The sequence below is a fragment of the Campylobacter sp. 1569 genome (genome assembly GCF_024723675.1).
In the GTDB taxonomy this organism is placed as follows: Bacteria; Campylobacterota; Campylobacteria; order Campylobacterales; family Campylobacteraceae; genus Campylobacter_D; species Campylobacter_D jejuni_C.
Genome location: NZ_JANQDB010000006.1, coordinates 15032 through 34081, shown reverse-complemented (window position 1 = coordinate 34081; position 19050 = coordinate 15032). Strand labels below are relative to the sequence as shown.

At 30.3% G+C, this 19050-nt stretch carries 23 protein-coding genes; 7 read left to right on the top strand and 16 right to left on the bottom strand.

The genetic code is table 11. The features are described 5' to 3' along the window. Window positions 1–68 precede the first annotated feature (68 nt). The 7 genes from bamA to CAMP5060_RS04235 all read left to right on the top strand — a co-directional run bounded on the left by bamA (window position 69) and on the right by CAMP5060_RS04235 (window position 6287). Window positions 69–2285 (top strand): outer membrane protein assembly factor BamA, encoded by a 2217-nt coding sequence (gene bamA / locus CAMP5060_RS04265; protein WP_337217960.1) that lies wholly within the window; start codon window positions 69–71, stop codon window positions 2283–2285. Window positions 2286–2335: 50 nt separating this feature from the next. Next, a complete protein-coding gene (gene accD, locus CAMP5060_RS04260; RefSeq protein WP_087699416.1) occupies window positions 2336–3178 on the top strand; it encodes an acetyl-CoA carboxylase, carboxyltransferase subunit beta in 843 nt (280 codons plus the stop codon). Between the two features lie 3 nt (window positions 3179–3181). Beyond that, window positions 3182–3637, top strand: a complete 456-nt coding sequence (locus CAMP5060_RS04255; protein WP_087699415.1) for a 23S rRNA (pseudouridine(1915)-N(3))-methyltransferase RlmH — start codon at window positions 3182–3184, stop codon at window positions 3635–3637. Window positions 3638–3645: 8 nt separating this feature from the next. Further along, window positions 3646–4002, top strand: a complete 357-nt coding sequence (gene dksA, locus CAMP5060_RS04250; protein WP_087699412.1) for an RNA polymerase-binding protein DksA — start codon at window positions 3646–3648, stop codon at window positions 4000–4002. Beyond that, a complete protein-coding gene (locus CAMP5060_RS04245; protein ID WP_087699410.1) occupies window positions 3999–4982 on the top strand; it encodes a hypothetical protein in 984 nt (327 codons plus the stop codon). The genes dksA and CAMP5060_RS04245 overlap by 4 nt, the downstream gene beginning before the upstream one ends. Further along, window positions 4979–5905: a tRNA dihydrouridine synthase gene (locus tag CAMP5060_RS04240; RefSeq protein ID WP_087699408.1), complete on the top strand. Its 927-nt coding sequence runs from the start codon at window positions 4979–4981 to the stop codon at window positions 5903–5905. The genes CAMP5060_RS04245 and CAMP5060_RS04240 overlap by 4 nt, the downstream gene beginning before the upstream one ends. Window positions 5906–5966: 61 nt before the next feature. Beyond that, the gene (locus tag CAMP5060_RS04235; protein WP_039617382.1) at window positions 5967–6287 is read left to right on the top strand and encodes a hypothetical protein; all 321 of its coding nucleotides are present in this window, start codon (window positions 5967–5969) and stop codon (window positions 6285–6287) included. On the opposite strand, the gene recO is transcribed toward CAMP5060_RS04235, so the two are convergent. The 16 genes from recO to atpA form a co-directional block, all read right to left on the bottom strand. Then, window positions 6271–6885: a recombination protein RecO gene (recO, locus tag CAMP5060_RS04230; RefSeq protein ID WP_087699405.1), complete on the bottom strand. Its 615-nt coding sequence runs from the start codon at window positions 6883–6885 to the stop codon at window positions 6271–6273. The two genes, CAMP5060_RS04235 and recO, sit on opposite strands and share 17 nt — an antisense overlap. Before the next feature lies 1 nt (window position 6886). Continuing rightward, window positions 6887–7399 (bottom strand): cysteine hydrolase family protein, encoded by a 513-nt coding sequence (locus CAMP5060_RS04225; RefSeq protein ID WP_087699403.1) that lies wholly within the window; start codon window positions 7397–7399, stop codon window positions 6887–6889. Next, window positions 7392–8153, bottom strand: a complete 762-nt coding sequence (locus CAMP5060_RS04220; protein WP_039627820.1) for an ATP-binding protein — start codon at window positions 8151–8153, stop codon at window positions 7392–7394. The genes CAMP5060_RS04225 and CAMP5060_RS04220 overlap by 8 nt, the downstream gene beginning before the upstream one ends. Beyond that, window positions 8150–8836 (bottom strand): 5'-methylthioadenosine/adenosylhomocysteine nucleosidase, encoded by a 687-nt coding sequence (locus tag CAMP5060_RS04215; protein WP_214126058.1) that lies wholly within the window; start codon window positions 8834–8836, stop codon window positions 8150–8152. Before CAMP5060_RS04215 ends, CAMP5060_RS04220 begins: the two co-directional genes overlap by 4 nt. After that, on the bottom strand, window positions 8833–9753 hold the full coding sequence (fabD, locus tag CAMP5060_RS04210) for an ACP S-malonyltransferase (RefSeq protein WP_214126059.1): 921 nt from the start codon (window positions 9751–9753) through the stop codon (window positions 8833–8835). Before fabD ends, CAMP5060_RS04215 begins: the two co-directional genes overlap by 4 nt. Continuing rightward, entirely contained in the window at window positions 9753–10334 is a 582-nt protein-coding gene (locus CAMP5060_RS04205; RefSeq protein WP_214126061.1) for an FKBP-type peptidyl-prolyl cis-trans isomerase, read from the bottom strand. The genes fabD and CAMP5060_RS04205 overlap by 1 nt, the downstream gene beginning before the upstream one ends. A 13-nt stretch (window positions 10335–10347) precedes the next feature. Next, window positions 10348–11337, bottom strand: coding sequence for a tetratricopeptide repeat protein (locus CAMP5060_RS04200; RefSeq protein ID WP_337217959.1), 990 nt, complete (start codon window positions 11335–11337; stop codon window positions 10348–10350). A 12-nt stretch (window positions 11338–11349) separates the two neighbouring features. Continuing rightward, a complete protein-coding gene (gene pal / locus CAMP5060_RS04195; protein ID WP_087699394.1) occupies window positions 11350–11835 on the bottom strand; it encodes a peptidoglycan-associated lipoprotein Pal in 486 nt (161 codons plus the stop codon). Between the two features lie 70 nt (window positions 11836–11905). Continuing rightward, window positions 11906–13105 (bottom strand): Tol-Pal system protein TolB, encoded by a 1200-nt coding sequence (gene tolB / locus CAMP5060_RS04190; protein WP_214099818.1) that lies wholly within the window; start codon window positions 13103–13105, stop codon window positions 11906–11908. Further along, window positions 13102–13881 carry a TonB C-terminal domain-containing protein gene (locus CAMP5060_RS04185; RefSeq protein ID WP_087699389.1) on the bottom strand — a complete coding sequence of 260 codons (780 nt, stop codon included), beginning with the start codon at window positions 13879–13881 and terminating at the stop codon, window positions 13102–13104. Before CAMP5060_RS04185 ends, tolB begins: the two co-directional genes overlap by 4 nt. 3 nt (window positions 13882–13884) lie before the next feature. Next, the gene (locus CAMP5060_RS04180; protein ID WP_214099816.1) at window positions 13885–14271 is read right to left on the bottom strand and encodes an ExbD/TolR family protein; all 387 of its coding nucleotides are present in this window, start codon (window positions 14269–14271) and stop codon (window positions 13885–13887) included. Window positions 14272–14274: 3 nt separating this feature from the next. Then, entirely contained in the window at window positions 14275–14835 is a 561-nt protein-coding gene (locus CAMP5060_RS04175; protein WP_214099815.1) for a MotA/TolQ/ExbB proton channel family protein, read from the bottom strand. Then, complete coding sequence (gene atpC / locus CAMP5060_RS04170) at window positions 14835–15227, bottom strand: ATP synthase F1 subunit epsilon (RefSeq protein ID WP_039625212.1); 393 nt, start codon at window positions 15225–15227, stop codon at window positions 14835–14837. The genes CAMP5060_RS04175 and atpC overlap by 1 nt, the downstream gene beginning before the upstream one ends. Before the next feature lie 2 nt (window positions 15228–15229). Beyond that, window positions 15230–16627: a F0F1 ATP synthase subunit beta gene (gene atpD / locus CAMP5060_RS04165; RefSeq protein WP_039617358.1), complete on the bottom strand. Its 1398-nt coding sequence runs from the start codon at window positions 16625–16627 to the stop codon at window positions 15230–15232. 14 nt (window positions 16628–16641) lie between these two features. Continuing rightward, on the bottom strand, window positions 16642–17526 hold the full coding sequence (gene atpG, locus CAMP5060_RS04160) for an ATP synthase F1 subunit gamma (protein ID WP_087699381.1): 885 nt from the start codon (window positions 17524–17526) through the stop codon (window positions 16642–16644). Window positions 17527–17535: 9 nt separating this feature from the next. After that, entirely contained in the window at window positions 17536–19041 is a 1506-nt protein-coding gene (gene atpA, locus CAMP5060_RS04155; RefSeq protein WP_087699379.1) for a F0F1 ATP synthase subunit alpha, read from the bottom strand. Between the last annotated feature and the right edge of the window lie 9 nt (window positions 19042–19050).

Genomic DNA, 19050 nt, shown 5'->3' with positions numbered 1-19050 from the left:
TTAAAAAGCATTAGTTAAAAATATTTTGGTATTATAACGATTTTGTATATAAAAATTTAGGTAAAATGATGAAAAAATGGTTTGTTTTCTTTGCACTCTCAAGTTCTTTATGTGCAACTACGATTAAAGATATAAAATTTGAAGGCTTATCGCAACTTTCTAAAGAAAGTGCTATTGCGATTTCTAAATTAAAAATAGGACAAAAAATTGATCCTACTAGTATAGATATAGCGATTAAAAATCTTTTTGATAGAAATTATTTTAAAGATATCGCAGTAGAAGAAAAAAATGGAGTGCTAACTTTTAAAATGGTAGAAAAACCATCTATTGGAAAAATAGATATTCAAGGTATAGCGAGTAACGATAGAAAACAAATAGAAAGCCTTGTTGGTTTAAAACCTGGAATTTTGTATGATGAAAATTCAGCTAAAGATGCGGCCGAAAAAATCAAGCTTTTTTATCAAGCCAAAGGTTTTTATGATACTGTTGTAGAAATCAAAGATGAAAAATTAAGTAATTCAAGCTCATTAAAACTTACTTTTGTGGTAAATCGTGGGGAAAATATCATCATAGAAAAAGTGCATTTAAGCGGTGCAAAAAATTTAAGTTATTCAGATATTGAACCTGCAATAGCAAATAAACAAAGAGAAGCTTTGGGTTGGATGTGGGGTTTTAATGATGGTAAGCTTAAAATTTTTGATCTAGCAAATGATAGCTCAAGAATTTCAGATGTATATTTAAAAGAAGGCTATCTTGATGTGAGCGTATCTCCTGCTTTTTTAAATACTTACACAGATACTTATCAAGCTGATTTGACTTATTTTATCAATGAAGGCGAGGTTTATAAAGTCAAAGAGATTAAAATTTTTAATCCAATTTTTAGCGATGAAGAAAATGAAGCTTTGGCAAATGATTTAAAATTAAGTGTTGGAAAAATAGTCAATATAGAAAAACTAAGAGAAGATATAAAAACTATAGAAACCAAAACAGCAGATTTAGGTTATGCTTTTGTACAAGTTATACCTGATATACAAAAAGATAAAGAAAATCATGAAGCTATGATTATTTTTAAAGTTATACCGAATGAAAAAGTATATATAAGAGATGTCATCGTTTCAGGCAATACCAAGACAGTTGATAGGGTTATTCGTAGAGAGCTTTATTTAACCGAAGGTAATCTTTATAATAGAACTGATTTAATGGACTCAAGAAATGCTCTAAGAAGAACTGCATATTTTGAAAATGTAGACATTAAAGAACAAAGAGTGGATGATACACATATTGATTTAATAGTAGAAGTCAAGGAAGCTTCAACCGGAGCTATTTCAGGTGGTATTGGTTATGGAACTAGTGATGGAATTTTACTTAGTGCTTCATTATCTGATGCAAATATTTTAGGTTCTGGTATGAAAGGAAGTGTAAGTATAGACAAAGGCGATGATACACTTTCAGGTAGAGTATCTTTAAGAAATCCTAGAGTAAATGATAGCGATTATTCTCTTGGAGGATCATTATATTCAGACCGTTTAGAGTGGGATAGCTATGATGAGAGAAATTATGGTTTTGATATAAGCGTTGGTAAAACTTTAGGAAGATATACAAGCATAGATTTAACTTATAATCTTGAACAAAGTGATATTTATCATTTAAGTGATCGCTTAATCGCTCAAGGATATAAACTTGGAAAAACTTACAAAAGCTCTATTACTCCTTCAATAGTATTTAACAATACAGATGATTATTATTTACCAAGATCAGGTTTTATCGCCTCAACCTCACTTGAATATGCAGGCTTAGGTGGGGATCAAGAATTTATAAGCTCTACCACTAAATTTAATTATTATCAAGGCTTAGAAGAATTTATAGGCTGGGATTTGATTTATCGTTATAAAGCAAGTTTTTATAAAGTATGGGACCAAGGCTATTTACCAATTAACGAAAAACTCTATCTTGGGGGTATAGGAACCATTAGAGGTTTTGATAGAAGAAGCGTGAGTCCTAAAAACGAATGGGGCGATGAGACAGGTGGTACAGTTGCCTTTGCAAACTCTGTAGAACTTAGCTTTCCAATCTTTGATAGAATCAAACTAAGAGGAAGTGTATTTTTTGACTATGGTGCCATAGGACAAAACTCTTTAAGTCAAATTCAAAGATGGAGTACAGGCGTTGGTTTTGAGTGGCTAACCCCACTGGGTGCTTTAAATTTAGTTTTTGCTAAACCATTTAATACTAACTCAAAAGACGACATAAGTAAATTTGAATTTATGTTAGGCGCAAGATTCTAAAAGTAATAAAATCTTGCTATAATTTTGAAATTTTATTTTAGGTAGAGATAATGAATTTTTTAGATATTTTTTCTAGTATAAGACGCAAACAAGCTACTCCAAGTGAAGCTCCAAACCACTGGGTTAAATGTAATTCTTGTCATGCGTTAATGTATTATAAAGAAATAGAAACTTGTTATAATGTTTGTCCTAAATGTAATTTTCACATGAGATTAAACCCTTTAAAACGCATCGAGTTACTTAGCGATGAAGGCACATTTATAGAAATGGATAAAGATTTACATGCAATCGACCCGCTTAAATTTGTAGATAGTAAATCATATAAAAAAAGATTAGCAGAAAACGAAGAAAAAACAGGGAGAAAAAGCGCCATAATAAGTGGCGAGTGTAATATAGATGGCATTAAAACTCAATTAGTTGTTTTTGATTTTTCTTTCATGGGAGGAAGTTTGGGCTCAGTAGAAGGTGAAAAAATTCTTAGAGCGATTGAAAGAGCAATTGAGAAAAAAACACCTGTTGTTATAGTTAGTGCAAGCGGTGGAGCTAGAATGCAAGAAAGTACTTATTCTTTAATGCAAATGAGCAAAACAAGTGCAGCATTAAAGCTACTAGCAGAAGAAAAACTTCCTTATATTTCAGTATTAACGGATCCAACCATGGGTGGAGTAAGCGCATCTTTTGCTTGGCTTGGAGATATCATCTTAGCCGAACCTGGCGCTTTAGTAGGTTTTGCAGGGGCTAGGGTAATTAAACAAACTATAGGAGCTGATTTACCAGAAGGTTTTCAAAAGGCCGAATTTTTACTTGAACATGGATTAATCGATGCGATTGTAGAAAGAAGTGAACATAAAAAATTTATAGCAGACTTTTTAAGATTTTTTTCTAAAAACTAAAAAATGCAAATCAATCTTTTAAGCATTCAAAAAAACAATAACAATGAATTTAGCAAAATAGATGAGCACTACACCAAGCTCATCAAAAAATTTTGCAGTTTTAATGATATTTGTATTTTTAATAATAAAATCAATCAAGCACAAAACACTAATATCATAGAAGCAAAAAAATCTTATACAAATGCACTAAATCCTTATAAAAAAGGTTTTTGCATAGCCTTAGATGAAAAAGGTAAAGAGCTTACGAGTGTAGAATTTGCAAAATTATTACTAGATAAAAATGAAATTTCATTTTTTATAGGCGGTGCTTATGGGTTTGAGCAAGAATTTATTACACAAATGCATACAAGTATAGCCCTTAGCAAAATGACTTTAGTGCATAAATTTGCCAAAACCATGCTTTTAGAACAAATTTATCGTGCATTTTGCATTAATACAAATCACCCATATCACAAATAGGAGCATTTATGCAAGAATTAAATCTTGAGGAATTTAAAAATATATTACTTCAAAGACAAAAAGAAATTTTACAAGAGCTTCAGGGCAATATAAACAATATCCATAATCTACAAGATAGCGAACCTAGAGATGAAGTTGATTTGCAGCAAATCGATAATAGTTCTCATATTGATTTTAAAATCAATGAAAATTTAAAAGCCGAACTAGAAGAAATTAAACATTCATTAAGTAAAATAGATAACAATACTTATGGTATTTGCGAGTATTGCGAAGATGATATTCACCCTGAAAGACTTAAGGTAAAACCTCACGCAAAATACTGTATCAATTGCCGTGAAACTCTAGAAAAAAGGAAAGAGCTATGAAGATAAGATTATTTTTCTTTGCAAGTTTAGTTTATCTTTTAATTGTTGCAGCCTTAGTTTATAATCTAAATTTAGGAAATTACACTTTTGCAATTTCCACTTTTGAATTAAATTTGCCTGTTAGCTTATGGGTTGTTTTGCCTGCTTTATTTTTAATGATACTAGCTTTAGCACATATGAGTTTTTATGGCTTTTTAAAACATTTACAATACAAAAATCTAATTAAAGATAGTAAAAATTATGAAAATTTTATTATTGATATTTTTTTAAAAAAAATAAGCAAGGTTAAATTTAAAACTCAAGAATTTCAAAATATAGCAAAAAACACTCAAGCCCTTTGTTTTAAAGAAAAAATTCAAAATCCTAAAATAGATGAAATTATTGATATTTTTAAGAACTTAGATAAAAAAGAATTTGTGGAATTAAAAAAATACAAGCTAGATCCAAATAATGAATTTTTTATTTTAAATGAAAAAAATCACTTTCAAAATGATAACAATTATGCTTTTTCTTTTATCAAAAACAAAGATACCTTAGCAGATGAACTAGAAATTTTTGCTTATAAAATGGTGTTAGAAAATGCACCCTATAGTCAAATTAAAATACTAAAAATACAAAAAAATCAAGATGATATTTTATTGCTTTTAAATAGATTTGAAAAAGAAAACTTAGAATTAAATCATGCCGAAATCGAAGTTTTACTTAGTATGAATACCTTAGATGATAAGTCATATTTACGTTGTGCTAAAATACTTTGTAAAAAAATAGAGCCTCAAGTATTAATTGCTTTATTTAAAAAGTTAAAAGATAGTTATTCTCAAGCTTTAAGGGCTTATCTTTATACTTTAGCAGAATTTGGTATGTATGATGAATTACTTAATGAATTAGGAAATGATCAAAATGAGCATAAAGACTTTAGACTCTTGCTCTTTTTAAGAGAACATAATAAAAAAATAGAACTTGAAAAATTAATACAATGATAGATTTTAGCAAAAAGCCTTTATTTTTAGCCCCTATGGCAGGTTTTTCAGACTTGCCTTTAAGAAATTTAGTCAAGCAATTTGGGGCTGATGTAACCATTAGTGAAATGATAAGTTCTAATGCCTTAGTGTATGAGAGCTCAAAAACTCTTAAAATGCTAGAAAAAGCTGAACTTGAAAATCCTTACATAGTTCAAATTGCAGGCTCAGATGAAAGTGTGATTCAAAAAGCAGTAGAAATTTTAAATCGTTTTGATTTTATAGATGGGATTGATTTTAATTGCGGTTGTCCTGTAAATAAAGTTATAAAACAATGCGCAGGTAGTGCTCTTTTACAAGATCTTGATAAATTGCAAAGAATTTTAGAACTTATCAAAAAAACAAGCAATAAAAAATTAACTAGTGTCAAAGTAAGATTGGGATTTGAAAAAAAAGATCCTATTGCCATCGCTAAAGCGTGTGAAAATGCTGGAGTAAATTTTATCAGTATGCATGGTCGCACTAGAAAACAAATGTATAGTGGAAATGCTGATTATGAAGCCATAGCTTTAGCCAAAGAAAATATCAAAATTCCTTTAGTAGCAAATGGTGATATTAGTGCAGATAATGCTAAAGAAGTATTTGAAATAACAAAATGTGATGCTTTGATGATAGGGCGTGCAAGCATAGGAAAACCTTGGATATTTTATGAGATAAAAACTGGCAAAAAAATAGAAAAAGCTATGAAAAATAAAATCATTTTTGCACATTTTGAAGAAATGCTAAAACACTATAAAGAACAAGGTATAAGCATATTTAGAAAACACTTGCATGAATATTCTAAAGGCTATGACGATGCTTCTAATTTTAGAGATTGTGTTAATCGTATTAATGATGCAGATATTATGCGAAAATATATTCAAGAATTTTTCAATAAGGAATGATTTTTGCTTGTAAATTTCTAAGCAATATGAATGAAGAGATACCATAAAACAAGGAAGGTTCATGGCAGCTCATATCAATTCAAAAGGGATTTACAAAGCATTAGGTGGCATTAGAACAAGTGCAAACAATTTAGCAGCACATGCTTCAAAGCTTAACAATCAAAGTTTAAATTTCGAGCAAGTTTTACAACAAACACAACCAAAATGTATAAGTACTTGCTTACAAAGCTCTCAAAAACAACTTGGAAATTTACTGGAAGATATTAAAAATAGCAAGGAAGCTATTATAAAAAATACACATATTGATAGTGCAAATATCATCGCAAAATTAAGACAAGAGGCTATTATGATGTATGATATTACCCTTAAAAACCCTCTTTAATGATTTTATATAAATTATCAATATATTCATCGCTAAAATGCGATGAATTAAAATTTTCATAAAACTTTGCAAGATCTTCAGCTTTAAACTCATAACCAAAAGCACATTTTTTATGTGCAGGTAAAAAAGCTCTTACTAATACAACGTTTTTTTGTATATACTCATCGCAATAAAAACATACAAAGCTTTTATGTAAACGTCCTTCAAAATTTAAAATTTTTAAATAAGCATCTACTATAACACGCTTGCAATCTTGTTTTTCAAAACGTTTAGCACAATCTTCTAAAAGCTCAAAATAAAAACTATCAATTTCCTCAACATCTTTTAAATGCCAATAAAAAAGTCTGATAAATTCTTGCCAAAAAAACATTCTCTCTCTATCTAAAATCCAAGAAAAACCAATATGCAAAACATCTTTTAAACGTGGTAAAAACCTTGAACTTTCCTCAAGCTCAAAATCAATCTTATATCCACTTAAAATATTAGAATGTCTCATTCCATAAAATCTATAACTTTTAATAACTTTTTTAGCACTTAAAAGATAAACGATTAAGTCCTCATCTTTTACACTCTGAGTGTGTAAGATAAAACCTTGCATTTTATAAAAGTTCTACGCCATAAGCTTGCAAAATTTCATAAGCACTATTTTCCAAAGACTTACTAAAGCTTGCTGTTGCATTTTTATACAATATGATTTTTGAGTTGATACTAGCGCTTTGAGCTAAAATAATATTACTAAATACACAAATATGCGAAACCAAACCACAAAATTCTATACTTTCATAATGATTTTGTTTTAAAAAATTAGCCAATTCTAAACTACCAAAAGCATTCTTATAAAAGATTTTTTTTGCATTTTTTAAATACATATCAAAATCACTTGGCATTTGCCAACCCAAAGTATCTTTAATGCAATGATAAATAGGTAAATTTTTTCCTTCTTGGGTTTTTAAATAATTCTCATCATGCGTATCAAAAGTAAAAACGATATCACCTTGATGATTTTTTAAAAGAGTAAGAATATTATCTTTTATCTTGGTAGCTTTTTCAAAACCTAAGCTACCATCGATAAAATCATTTTGATAATCAACAACAACCAAAAGTTTAGTCATTATCCTTAACCATGAAAAAACTATCCGTGTGGATATTTTCAAATGCAGTTTTTAAGCTTGTAAATAATTTTGGATTTTCTTTTTCTAAATTTGCTAAAAGCTGTTTAGCTTCTTCTCTAGCATGAGGAAATTTTACATTTTTTTCACTTAATTTCATACCAGGACAAAATTCATTACCAATAACTTCTAATTCATTATTAATAGCATTTTCTCTTAGTTGTCTTTCTCTTACAAAAATCAAAGGTCGAATAACCTCTACACCTCTTTTACTTTTATATTTTGGAGCTAAACTTCTAAGAGCACCATTATAAATAAAATTCATAAAAAAACTTTCCACTGCATCGTCTAAATGATGAGCTATAGCTAGTTTATTAAAACCATTTTCCAAAGCATAAGTATATAAAGCTCCGCGTCTCATTCTTGAAAAATAGCTACAAAAGCTTGAATTTTTTCTAATAGTATCACCTGAAATTTCATAAATATTAGAATCAATCACTTCATGGTCAATACCATGTTCTTTGCAGTGATTATGAAGTTTGGTATAATCTTCACCCATACCATAGCTTAAAGTTACTGCTTTAAGTTCAAATTTAAAAGGTGCATGTGCTTGCATACGCTTTAAAAGATGGGCTAAAGCAAGAGAATCTTTCCCGCCACTAAGTCCTAATAAAACCTTATCATTATCTCCTATTAAGGAAAATTTAGCGTTTGCTTTTGCAACTTCTCTGATTAGTCTTTTACTAAGATTTATCATAATTTCTCACAAATTTTTAAGACAAAATTAGCTGAAATTTTAGCTGATTTTTCCACAAATTCATCAAAGTCAAATTCAGCCTTTTCACCTGCTTTATCACTCATTGATCTTAAAATCAAACATGGAATTTTTAAAGCATCACACACCAAAGCTACACTAGCTCCTTCCATTTCACAAGCATCTGCATTAAAAATTTCTCTAATTTTTGCTTTTTTATTTTCATCGCAAATGAACTCATCACCCGTAGCGATAATACCTGATTGTAATTTAACACCAAGTTCTTTAGCAGCTTCTATGGCAAGATTATTTAGCCTATCATCTGTTTTTATAAAAATTTCATTGCCAGGAACATAGCCAAGCGGATGCCCAAAAGCTGTGATATCTAAATCATATTGAGCTAATTTTGTAGCATAGATTAAATCCCCTATCTCTAAACTAGGATTAAAAGCTCCTGCTACACCTGTAAAGAGTAAAAGCTCAGCTTTAAATTTTTCTATCATAATAGCCGCACTAAGAGTAGAATTTACCTTCCCTATCTTAGAATAAGCGATAATTAATTCATGATTTTTATATTTTGCAAGATAATAAGTATTATTTGCATATTCGATTGTTTGATACTCTTTTAATGTTTCTAGTAAAGGAGTAACCTCTTCAGGCATAGCTCCTAAAATAGCTATTTTCATTTAATTACCTTTAAAATTTCATCAATGTCTTCTATTTTACTTAAAGTATAAGTTTCTTTTTGAGTGATTTTTTTATTTAAACCCTTTAACACACTTGCACCAAATTCTATATAAAAATCCACTTCTTCATCTATTGCTTTAATGCTTTGTTTATAAAGAACAGGCTTGATGAGTTGCTCGCTTAAAAGCGTTAGAGCTTGATTTTTATCATTATACACTTTTGCATTAACATTTGATACTACGCTTTTAAAACTCTCTTTTAAAATAGGTTCTAATTCTTTTGTAAGTTTCAAAGATGCATTTTTTAATAATGGACAATGGCTTGCAACACTCATGTTCAAAAGCATAGCTCTTTTAGCTCCTGCATTTTTAAACTCACTCTCATAAGAAGCCAAATCAGGCTTTAAACCTGCTACTACAATTTGCCCATCACAATTATAATTAGCCGCAAAAATACTTTTTTGTTCACTTAATGCCTTTTGACAAAGTTCTTCTACCACTTTATCTTCAAGTCCTAAAATCACCATCATACCAGCTTCGATTTTAGAGCAATCTTCTTGCATAAACTGACCGCGTTTATTAACAAGTGCTATTACATCTAAAAAGTCAAATGCATCTTGGGTTGCTAAAGCGCTAAATTCTCCTAATGAATGACCCAAGCTATACTTAGCTTCTATATTAACTTGCTCTTTTAAGGCTTCATAGGCCATTAGCGAGTTTAATACTATGGCCATTTGCGTAAATTCGCTTTTATTTAAATTTTCATTTTCCTTAAAAAGCAAATTTTTAAAATCAATTTTACAAAAATCGCTAGCATTGTCTAGTAATTCTTTTGCTTTTTTAGAATTATCATAAAAACTCAAACCCATGCCAACACTTTGAGAGCCTTGACCTGGGAAAATAAATGCGCTATTCATTAATGACCACCGCAGCAACCACCGCCGCCATGTCCGTGGCCTCCACAACATCCGCCACCACCATGTCCGTGATGATCGTGATGATGTCCTCCACCACCACATCCACAACTTCTACTACCTGCAATAATTCCTGTTAAAATTTCATCTTCACTTGCAGCTCTAACATCTACGATATTGATTGAAAACAACAAGTCTTTTCCTGCATAAGCATGATTGTAATCAATAGTAACTTCATTTTCAGTAATTTCTCTAACAATTACTCTTACGGTATTGCCATCTTCACCTTCGCCAAAAAGCTCCATACCAACTTGTAAATCAATCCCTGCAAACTGCTCTTTTGGTAAAGTTTGCAAAGCATTTGCGTCATATTCACCCAAAGCATTTTCTTTTTTTATCACAATATCAGCATTACATGGGGCATTAAGCTTTTGAATTTCTTCTTCTAATCCTTCTAAAATTTGACCCTTACCCAAAATAAAAGAAATAGGTTCAGCATAAATATTTGATTCTAAAACTTCATTAGTATTTGCATCTTTTAACTCATAAAACATTGAAACTACACTATTTTTTTCTATAGCCATTTTATCTCCTTTGTTATTTTCTATCTGGTGAAACTTTTGCCTCAGGACTATCAGGATAAGCCGTTTTTAAAGCCTTATAAAATTTATTTGCACTTTTTGGATCTCCAACCTTATCTAAGCTAATAGCTGTGTGATAAAGCAATTTTGGTACATAATCACCTTTAGTGCTTATGGCAGAACTTTTTTTATAAAATCCCAAAGCACCTACATAATCTTGCTGTTTATATCTTATCTCCCCAAGCCAAAAAGTAGATCTAGCAGGTTTATAATGAATACTAATTAGATGTTCAAATTTTTCTTTTGCATCTTCAAATTGATTTTTATTGGTTTCATCAATTGCCTTTTTCAAAATTTCACTAGATTGTAATTTTTTCCAACTATCATCTTTTTTTTCAGTCACTTCTTCTTGAGTTTCATTTACATCCTGAATGACTTCTTGTGTTTTATTATCATCCTTTACAATAGGGACAGCAGAAATAACTTTTGCCTGATTTTGCACTCTAGCTATTTCAGATTGAAAAAAAGTTATAGTTTGATTCATATCTTCTTTTGAGATATAATCATCATTGATCTTATTGATTAAAGTTGTAATTTCACCTAAAACCTTTTGAATTTCTTGGTGATTTTTTTCTTGAATTTGTCTATTTTCTTCAACATAAGCTCTTAAATTTTGAATTTCTTGGGTAATATTTGCATCAAAATTTTGATAGTTTTCTTCCAGTGAAAGTAATTTTGTGTTAGCTTTTGAATACTGAGCATTTAAACCCTCAGTTACACTTTGTAAGCCTTCTATGTTTTCTACAGCTGTATTTATTTTACTTGTCAAATTTGTATAATATTCATTTAAAGCTTTCAAGCGTTCTTGATTTTCATATTGCAACTTTTCATTTTGAGTTAAACCATAAGGTGTTTTTGTATCTACTTTTCCTGCATCAAATGCTGAAATTTCAGCGTGTAAGAAAGTAGCTCCTAAAAGAGCTACTGATAATAAGTTTAATTTCATTTATTTAAAGCTTTATTTTGCAATTTTAAATTCTGCACGACGATTTTGAGCATCGCAAGCTTTAGTTCTTTCAGTACATACAGGATTAGTTTCTCCATAGCTTTTTACGCTAATTCTATCTGCGCTAACACCTTGAGCTACTAAAGATTCTTTTACTGCTTTAGCTCTTTTCAAACCTAAAGCTTGATTATACTCATCAGTTCCCCACTCATCGCAGTTTCCTTCAACTACGATTGCAGCATTCGCAGCTTCTTTATTGAAAATTTCAGCATTATTTGCAATAACTTTTTGCATATCTTTTCTAACATTAAATTTATCAAAATCAAAATATACATTTGCTACAGAATTTAAAGATTCAAGATTTTCAAATCTATCAGAACCACCACTACCTTTTGAACCATCTACACTACTTGAGCTACTTACACTAGTATTTTTTGTAGCACAACCACTTACAATAACAGCAAACGCAGTAATTGAAGCAAAAATGATTTTTTTCATTGCTTTTCCCCTTTTTTATTTATTTAAAAATCATATTTAATTATAACAAAAAAAATGCTATTTTGATATTTTACCAATCAATTGATTGAATTTTACCTACTTTTAAACCATAGTGAAAGGCTTTATTTGCATTAATTCTAATAACACCCAATGCACTTTGCGAACCTAAATATTTAATAAATACAACACTTTCTCCATCGCTAGAAAATCTTGGAAAAAGATTTTTACCATTTGCAGTAAGTTGTCTTATATAATCACTTTGAGTTGACATTAAATAAAGATTAAAAACTCCACTTTGATTTGCTTCTCTACTAGAATAAACCATATAATGTTTATAAGTAGAAACTGAAGAATTGTTTTTACCATGAAAAACAACTTGTTCTGTTAAATTGGACTCTAAATTTTGCATAAAAATATTTGGATAACCCAAACGATCAGATACAAATACAATTTTTTTCTCATCATCTACAAAATTACCATTTACATCAATACCCATATAGTTTGTAATTTGTGTCAAATTTTTTGAATCTACATCATATAAATATACATCAGGTTGATCTTTTGGTGCCATGGTTAGTAAAATTTTTTTACCATCATCACTCACATCAGAAGCAACCATCATACCTTTGCTAGCAATGATTTTTGTAATATTTTTATTTTTCATGTTATACTTGTAAAGCGTTGGAATTTCATCTTCATAAGCAGTAAAATAAAATGCATTTTGTTCTTTATTTGCCCATTTAGGAAATAAATTTAAGCCTTTTGAAATTAACACTTTTTGATAAGTTAAAGTATAATCTGCTAACAAAATATCACTTTGCTTATTACCTTGAGTTCTAGCTATTAAAATTTTATGATCCATCCAATCAACTGGTGCAAAGCCTAATTTTCTATTCATTTGAGCAATACTTCTATGTGCTAAAAATGGATACTCTTCAATAGAAAGAATTTGCTCATAAAATCTTGTTTTAGTTTCATTTGCGGCTAAAATTTCAACATCAATATCTAAAAGTTTGCCATTTTTATTTAATATATAAGAAAAAATATAATCACCTTGTTTTTCATCTTGAGTTATCTCAAAATTTGAACTCACTTTTACATCATTAACAAGCATGTTGTAAAAACTTTTTTTAAGATCTAAATCATTTAGTTTAGACTGGTCTTTAATATAAATTTTAGGCAATTGCATACCTTTATTTACAACAGATATTGTTGCATCTTGTCCAAATAATACTGAACAAAAAAATAAAAATACTAGTATTTTTTTCATTGTTTCTCCATTTTAAACTCAATTATATCACTAAGTTGCATTTTGATTTTTCTTATTTTACCATTTGGAGGTAAAGTTATATATTTTCCCTCTAAATTTTGCAAAAATTCTTTTGCCTTTTTATCAAAATTATCACTATGCGCACTAGTGGCACTTAGCAAATAAAAATAACCATTGTTATCAATTACAAATTCTACTTCTATACTTAAATTACCGCTAGGATTATAAATTCTCCATCTATCTTCAAGGTATTTTCTAACAGCACCTAAAAACTGATCATAAACACCTATTTTTTGCTCTATAACAGATTGTCCTAATTCCTGATTAATTTGCAAATTTTCATTAAGTTGCTTGGAAAAATCATTGATTTTTTCTCTTTGGGTAAAAGTAGGTTTTTTTGATGGCATAGAAGATTGCACTTTTGTAGTTTTTTCTTCTTGATAATCTTCTATTTTTCCAAATAACTCATTAAAAACACTTGCCTGTTGTTCTATATTTTGCGTATTGACGCTTTTGTTTGTGGTGTATTTTTGCAAAAGATTTTCTTCAAACAAACTTTGCAAATTTTCTTTTTGCAATTCTTGCATCATATTAATTTGATTTTGATTTATACTATCACCAAGCTCTACATTAATAAAACTATTAGGATCATCAGTATATTCGATAGCTTTTGGTTTATATTCAATTAATTTAAAAAAAACTAAGAAAACAACAAAAAAATAAACTAAAGTTGCATAAATAAAGGATTTAAAATTGTGTATAGAATTTTCTTCCATTTTCTACTCAGTTTGCAAAGCAACTTTTTGGAAACCTAAATGTTTCATTGTTCTTAAAACACTCATTACATCATCATATTTTAAATTTTTATCCGCTCTAATGAAAACTGTTTCTTGGGTATTATACTGAAGTTTTAAAGCATTCATATTATCTGCAAAACTTACAAAATTAAATTTATCTTTTCCTATAAAAATTTCTTTCTTTGCGTTAATTGTTATAATTAAACTTTTAATATTTGGAGCACTTGAAGTTTTTTGTGAACCTTGAGGAAGCTGCACCTTTTCCTCATATGTAATACTTGGTGCAGTCACCATTAAAATAGCAAGCAATACAAGCATAATATCCACTAAAGGTGTAATATTTAACTCAGGTTTTTCTTCCATAAACATAAATTAGACCTTTGCAGAACTTATCAATACTTTAATCTCGCTATCTAAGATATTAATCAACTCATAAGCTTTGCGCTTGATAATCAAATGAAAGCTATATGCAGGAATCGCAACTAAAATCCCACATCCAGTAGCCACCAAAGCTTCACTAATTTTAGGAGCAATAATACTTAAGGAATTTTGCATTTCTAAGCCACCAAAAGTTTCAAGAATAGAAATCACGGTACCAAAAAGTCCTATAAAAGGAGAAGTTGAAGCTATGATGCTAAGCCAAGTTAATCCTATTGTAGCTTTTTTTTCTACAGAATTTTTATAAATATTCATTTTAGTTTCATCAATTTCCATGCACTTTTTCAAAATTGACGCACTTTGACTTAAATCTTTTTCCCCTCTCATTAAAGCTTCCAAAGCTTGACTTTCGTTTTGAGTCCATTTATTAATAAGTATTAATCTTGAAAATAAAATACTAAAACTAAGTATAAAATACACTGAAAGCCAAGCTAATACGATATAAGTGATTAAACTTGTATTTTCAAAAAAATGAAAAATTGCTTGAAAATCCACTATTTTTGCCTTACGTTATTATCCATCTTAGCAAAAGTAGAAGCCAAAGCAACACTATCACTACTCATAGATTTAATCAAATCTTTTGCTTCTTCCAATCTTTTTGCTATTTCACTATCACTATTTCCACCAACCCAAACAGCACCTTTTGCTAAAACACTTACTTTAGTTTCAGATACCTTTGCATGGCCTGAATCAATAGCAACTAACTCATGAGTTGAATCTGATTTTTCTATGTCTATAATTCCTGCCTTTAAAGAAGAGATTAAAGATGCATGTCCTTTTAAAACACCAAATTCACCTTCACTTCCAGGAAGAACAATAGATTTTACATTATCATTGTAAATCATACCAAGAGGTGTTACCACCTCTATATGTATTAAATTATCCATTATTAAGCCTTAAGTTTTTCTGCTTTTTCAATAACTTCATCAATTCCACCTACCATATAGAAAGCATTTTCTGGTAAATGGTCGTATTTTCCTTCTAAAATACCTTTAAAGCCTGCTATCGTATCTTCTAAACTAATGTATTTACCAGGACTTCCTGTAAATACTTCAGCAACGAAGAATGGTTGAGATAGGAATTTTTCAATTTTTCTTGCTCTTTCAACAATTAATTTATCTTCTTCACTTAACTCATCCATACCTAAAATAGCAATAATATCTTGCAAATCTTTGTATTTTTGAAGTACTGATTGCACGCCACGCGCTACTTTATAATGCTCTTCACCTATAATTTGTGGATCAAGCATTCTTGAAGTAGAATCAAGCGGATCAACAGCTGGATAAATACCTTTTTCAGCAATTGATCTATTTAAAACCGTAGTTGCATCTAAGTGTGCAAAAACAGTCGCGGGAGCAGGGTCTGTTAAGTCATCTGCTGGTACATAAACTGCCTGAACTGAAGTAATAGAACCTTTTTTAGTTGAAGTAATTCTTTCTTGGAATTTACCCATTTCACTAGCCAAAGTTGGCTGATAACCAACAGCTGAAGGAATTCTTCCTAAAAGTGCTGACATTTCTGAACCTGATTGAGAGAATCTAAAGATATTATCAATAAACATTAAAACATCAAGTCCCATTTCGTCTCTAAAATACTCAGCCATAGTAAGACCTGTTAAAGCAATACGATTTCTTGCCCCTGGTGGTTCATTCATTTGACCATAGCACAATGCAACTTTATCTAAAACGTTACTTTCTTTCATTTCATTATAAAGGTCATTACCCTCACGAGTTCTTTCACCAACACCTGCGAAAACTGAATATCCACTGTGTTTAAATGCAACATTGTGAATTAATTCCATAATAATAACGGTTTTACCAACACCTGCACCACCAAAAAGACCAACTTTACCACCTTTAGCATAAGGAGCTAATAAATCAACTACCTTAATACCTGTTTCAAAAATTTCACTTTTTGTGCTTTGCTCTTCAAATGGAGGAGGATCTCTATGAATTGACCAATGTTTATCAAAATTAATCTCTTCACCCTCATCAATTAAATCACCTGTTACATTAAAAATTCTTCCAAGAACTTTTTCGCCTACTGGAACACTAATTGGATTACCAGTTGCTTCTACTGCTAAACCTCTAACAAGACCATCAGTCATATCCATAGCAATAGTTCTTACTTTATTATCACCCAAATGTGCAGCTACTTCAAGAACTAGCTTACACTCTTTTCCTTCTAATTCATAATTAACAATAATAGCTTCATTAATTTGCGGAAGATATTCTTTAAATTCAACATCAACCACTGGTCCTAAAACTTGAGAAATAAAACCTTGCATCATCACTCCTAAATTTATTTCATTGACTCAACACCGCTGATAATCTCTATCAATTCGGTGGTAATAGATTCTTGTCTTGCTTTATTATAAGCTAAATTAAGTTGTTTAACTCTTGCTTTTGCATTATTTGTTGCATTATCCATAGCTTGCATTCTTGCACTATGTTCAGCTGCCAAAGAATCAACCAAAGAAAAATACATATTATATTCAAAATAAGTTTTTAACAAATCATTCAAGATTTCTTCATCTTCTGGCTCTAAATCCATTAACGATTGAGATTCCTGCTCTTCCTTGCTTGCAATAGCATCCACAGGCAATAAATTATTAATACGAATTTCCTGAGAAATCATATTTTTATAGCCATTATGAATGATTACAACCTTATCTGTTATTTTATTTGCAAAATCATCTACTGCACTCTGAATAATAGCACATGCTTTTTCATAATCAGGGCTAGAGCTTGTATCTAAATACTTTTCTAAAATCTCAATATTTTGGAAGTTAAAATACTCTATACCTGTTTTACCAATAGCTCTTAGTCTTACTTTGATTTTTTTTGCTTTACAATCTTCAAGCATTTCATTTACCGTTTTAATGGTTTTAATGTTAAAACCACCACATAAACCCTTATCAGCTGTGACAAAAATAATATCCATTTTTTCTATATTATCTTTTTTTCTAAAAAACGGAAGTTTGTCATCAAGTCCTTCATATTGATTAATCTTGAATGCAATTTCTGACAAAACTTCATCGATTTTTTGAGCAAAAACCTTTGATTTTTTAGCTGCCTCTTCTGCCTTTCTTAATTTGGCAGTAGAGACAAGTTTCATAGCATTGGTTGTCTTTTGTGTATTATGAACACTTTTTATTTTTCTTTTAATTTCTTTTAAATTAGACATTTAAAAACCTTATATATGGTTTGCTTTAAACTCACTCAATGCTTTAGCTAATTTTTCCTCTAAATCTTTATCTAAAGCCTTTTTGGTTCTAATTTGCTCAAAAATTTCTGGATATTTAGCTTCAATAAATGGATACAAAGCTGCTTCAAATTCTCCAATTTTTGAAACTGCTATATCATCTAAATACCCTTTAGTTCCCGCATAAATCATCACCACTTGATTTTCAGCTGAAAGTGGAGAATATGGAGGTTGCTTTAAAACTTCAACCATTCTCTGTCCACGTTCAAGTTGTTTTCTACTTGCTTCATCTAAGTCACTTGCAAATTGCGCAAAAGCTTGCAACTCTCTATATTGAGCTAAATCAAGTCTTAATGTACCTGAAACTTGTTTTGTTGCTTTAATTTGTGCAGCACCACCAACGCGAGATACAGACAAACCAACATTAATCGCAGGACGAATACCTGAGTTAAATAAATCTGTTTCCAAGAAAATTTGGCCATCAGTAATTGAAATAACATTGGTTGGAATATAAGCTGAAACATCGCCTGCTTGAGTTTCAATAATAGGCAATGCTGTTAAGCTTCCTGCACCAAGTTCATCACTTAACTTACTTGCTCTTTCGAGTAATCTTGAATGTAAATAAAATACATCTCCTGGATAAGCTTCACGACCTGGAGGACGGCGTAAAATCAAAGACATCTCGCGATATGCAACAGCATGTTTACTTAAATCATCATAAACAATCAATGCATGTCTTGAGTTATCTCTAAAATACTCACCCATAGTTACACCAGTATATGGAGCAAGATATTGCAATGCAGCAGGATCAGAAGCACCTGCATTTACTACTATACTATAATCCATTGCACCATACTCTTCAAGCTTTTTAACTACTTGAGCAACTGTGCTTTGTTTTTGACCAATGGCCACATAGATACAAATAACATCTTTGCCTTTTTGACTAATGATAGTATCAATTGCAACAGTTGTTTTACCTGTTTGTCTATCACCGATAATTAGCTCTCTTTGTCCTCTACCAATTGGAACTAAAGCATCAATTGCTTTAATACCTGTGTGTAATGGCTCATGAACACTTTTTCTAGCCATAATACCTTTTGCTTTTTCTTCCACAAAACGATATTCACTTGCTTCAATCACACCTTTAGCATCAATTGGCTCACCCAAAGCATTTACAACACGTCCTATCAACGCATCGCCTACTGGAACCTTTAGAAGTTTTTTTAGTCTCTTAACCGAGCTTCCTTCTTTAAGACCAAGACCTTTTCCTAAAACAACAATACCTACGCTTGATTCTTCAAGATTAAGTACCATTCCCTTTTCGCCATTTTCAAATTCAACCATCTCTCCAGCCATGGCATTTTTAAGACCATAAACTTTAGCAACACCATCAGCAACTGAAATAATTTTACCAGTTTCTTCTATTTCAAGATTAAAGTCAAATTTTTCAATTCTTTCTTTTATAATAGAACTAATTTCATCTGCTTTAAATTTCATCAAATCTCC

Excerpts from the sequence above, each read along its gene's own strand:
- bamA (WP_337217960.1), top strand. The coding sequence starts at position 69 with ATGAAAAAATGGTTTGTTTTCTTTGCACTCTCAAGTTCTTTATGTGCA.
- accD (WP_087699416.1), top strand. The coding sequence starts at position 2,336 with ATGAATTTTTTAGATATTTTTTCTAGTATAAGACGCAAACAAGCTACT.
- CAMP5060_RS04255 (WP_087699415.1), top strand. The coding sequence starts at position 3,182 with ATGCAAATCAATCTTTTAAGCATTCAAAAAAACAATAACAATGAATTT.
- dksA (WP_087699412.1), top strand. The coding sequence starts at position 3,646 with ATGCAAGAATTAAATCTTGAGGAATTTAAAAATATATTACTTCAAAGA.
- CAMP5060_RS04245 (WP_087699410.1), top strand. The coding sequence starts at position 3,999 with ATGAAGATAAGATTATTTTTCTTTGCAAGTTTAGTTTATCTTTTAATT.
- CAMP5060_RS04240 (WP_087699408.1), top strand. The coding sequence starts at position 4,979 with ATGATAGATTTTAGCAAAAAGCCTTTATTTTTAGCCCCTATGGCAGGT.
- CAMP5060_RS04235 (WP_039617382.1), top strand. The coding sequence starts at position 5,967 with ATGGCAGCTCATATCAATTCAAAAGGGATTTACAAAGCATTAGGTGGC.
- recO (WP_087699405.1), bottom strand. The coding sequence starts at position 6,885 with ATGCAAGGTTTTATCTTACACACTCAGAGTGTAAAAGATGAGGACTTA.
- CAMP5060_RS04225 (WP_087699403.1), bottom strand. The coding sequence starts at position 7,399 with ATGACTAAACTTTTGGTTGTTGTTGATTATCAAAATGATTTTATCGAT.
- CAMP5060_RS04220 (WP_039627820.1), bottom strand. The coding sequence starts at position 8,153 with ATGATAAATCTTAGTAAAAGACTAATCAGAGAAGTTGCAAAAGCAAAC.
- CAMP5060_RS04215 (WP_214126058.1), bottom strand. The coding sequence starts at position 8,836 with ATGAAAATAGCTATTTTAGGAGCTATGCCTGAAGAGGTTACTCCTTTA.
- fabD (WP_214126059.1), bottom strand. The coding sequence starts at position 9,753 with ATGAATAGCGCATTTATTTTCCCAGGTCAAGGCTCTCAAAGTGTTGGC.
- CAMP5060_RS04205 (WP_214126061.1), bottom strand. The coding sequence starts at position 10,334 with ATGGCTATAGAAAAAAATAGTGTAGTTTCAATGTTTTATGAGTTAAAA.
- CAMP5060_RS04200 (WP_337217959.1), bottom strand. The coding sequence starts at position 11,337 with ATGAAATTAAACTTATTATCAGTAGCTCTTTTAGGAGCTACTTTCTTA.
- pal (WP_087699394.1), bottom strand. The coding sequence starts at position 11,835 with ATGAAAAAAATCATTTTTGCTTCAATTACTGCGTTTGCTGTTATTGTA.
- tolB (WP_214099818.1), bottom strand. The coding sequence starts at position 13,105 with ATGAAAAAAATACTAGTATTTTTATTTTTTTGTTCAGTATTATTTGGA.
- CAMP5060_RS04185 (WP_087699389.1), bottom strand. The coding sequence starts at position 13,881 with ATGGAAGAAAATTCTATACACAATTTTAAATCCTTTATTTATGCAACT.
- CAMP5060_RS04180 (WP_214099816.1), bottom strand. The coding sequence starts at position 14,271 with ATGTTTATGGAAGAAAAACCTGAGTTAAATATTACACCTTTAGTGGAT.
- atpC (WP_039625212.1), bottom strand. The coding sequence starts at position 15,227 with ATGGATAATTTAATACATATAGAGGTGGTAACACCTCTTGGTATGATT.
- atpD (WP_039617358.1), bottom strand. The coding sequence starts at position 16,627 with ATGCAAGGTTTTATTTCTCAAGTTTTAGGACCAGTGGTTGATGTTGAA.
- atpG (WP_087699381.1), bottom strand. The coding sequence starts at position 17,526 with ATGTCTAATTTAAAAGAAATTAAAAGAAAAATAAAAAGTGTTCATAAT.
- atpA (WP_087699379.1), bottom strand. The coding sequence starts at position 19,041 with ATGAAATTTAAAGCAGATGAAATTAGTTCTATTATAAAAGAAAGAATT.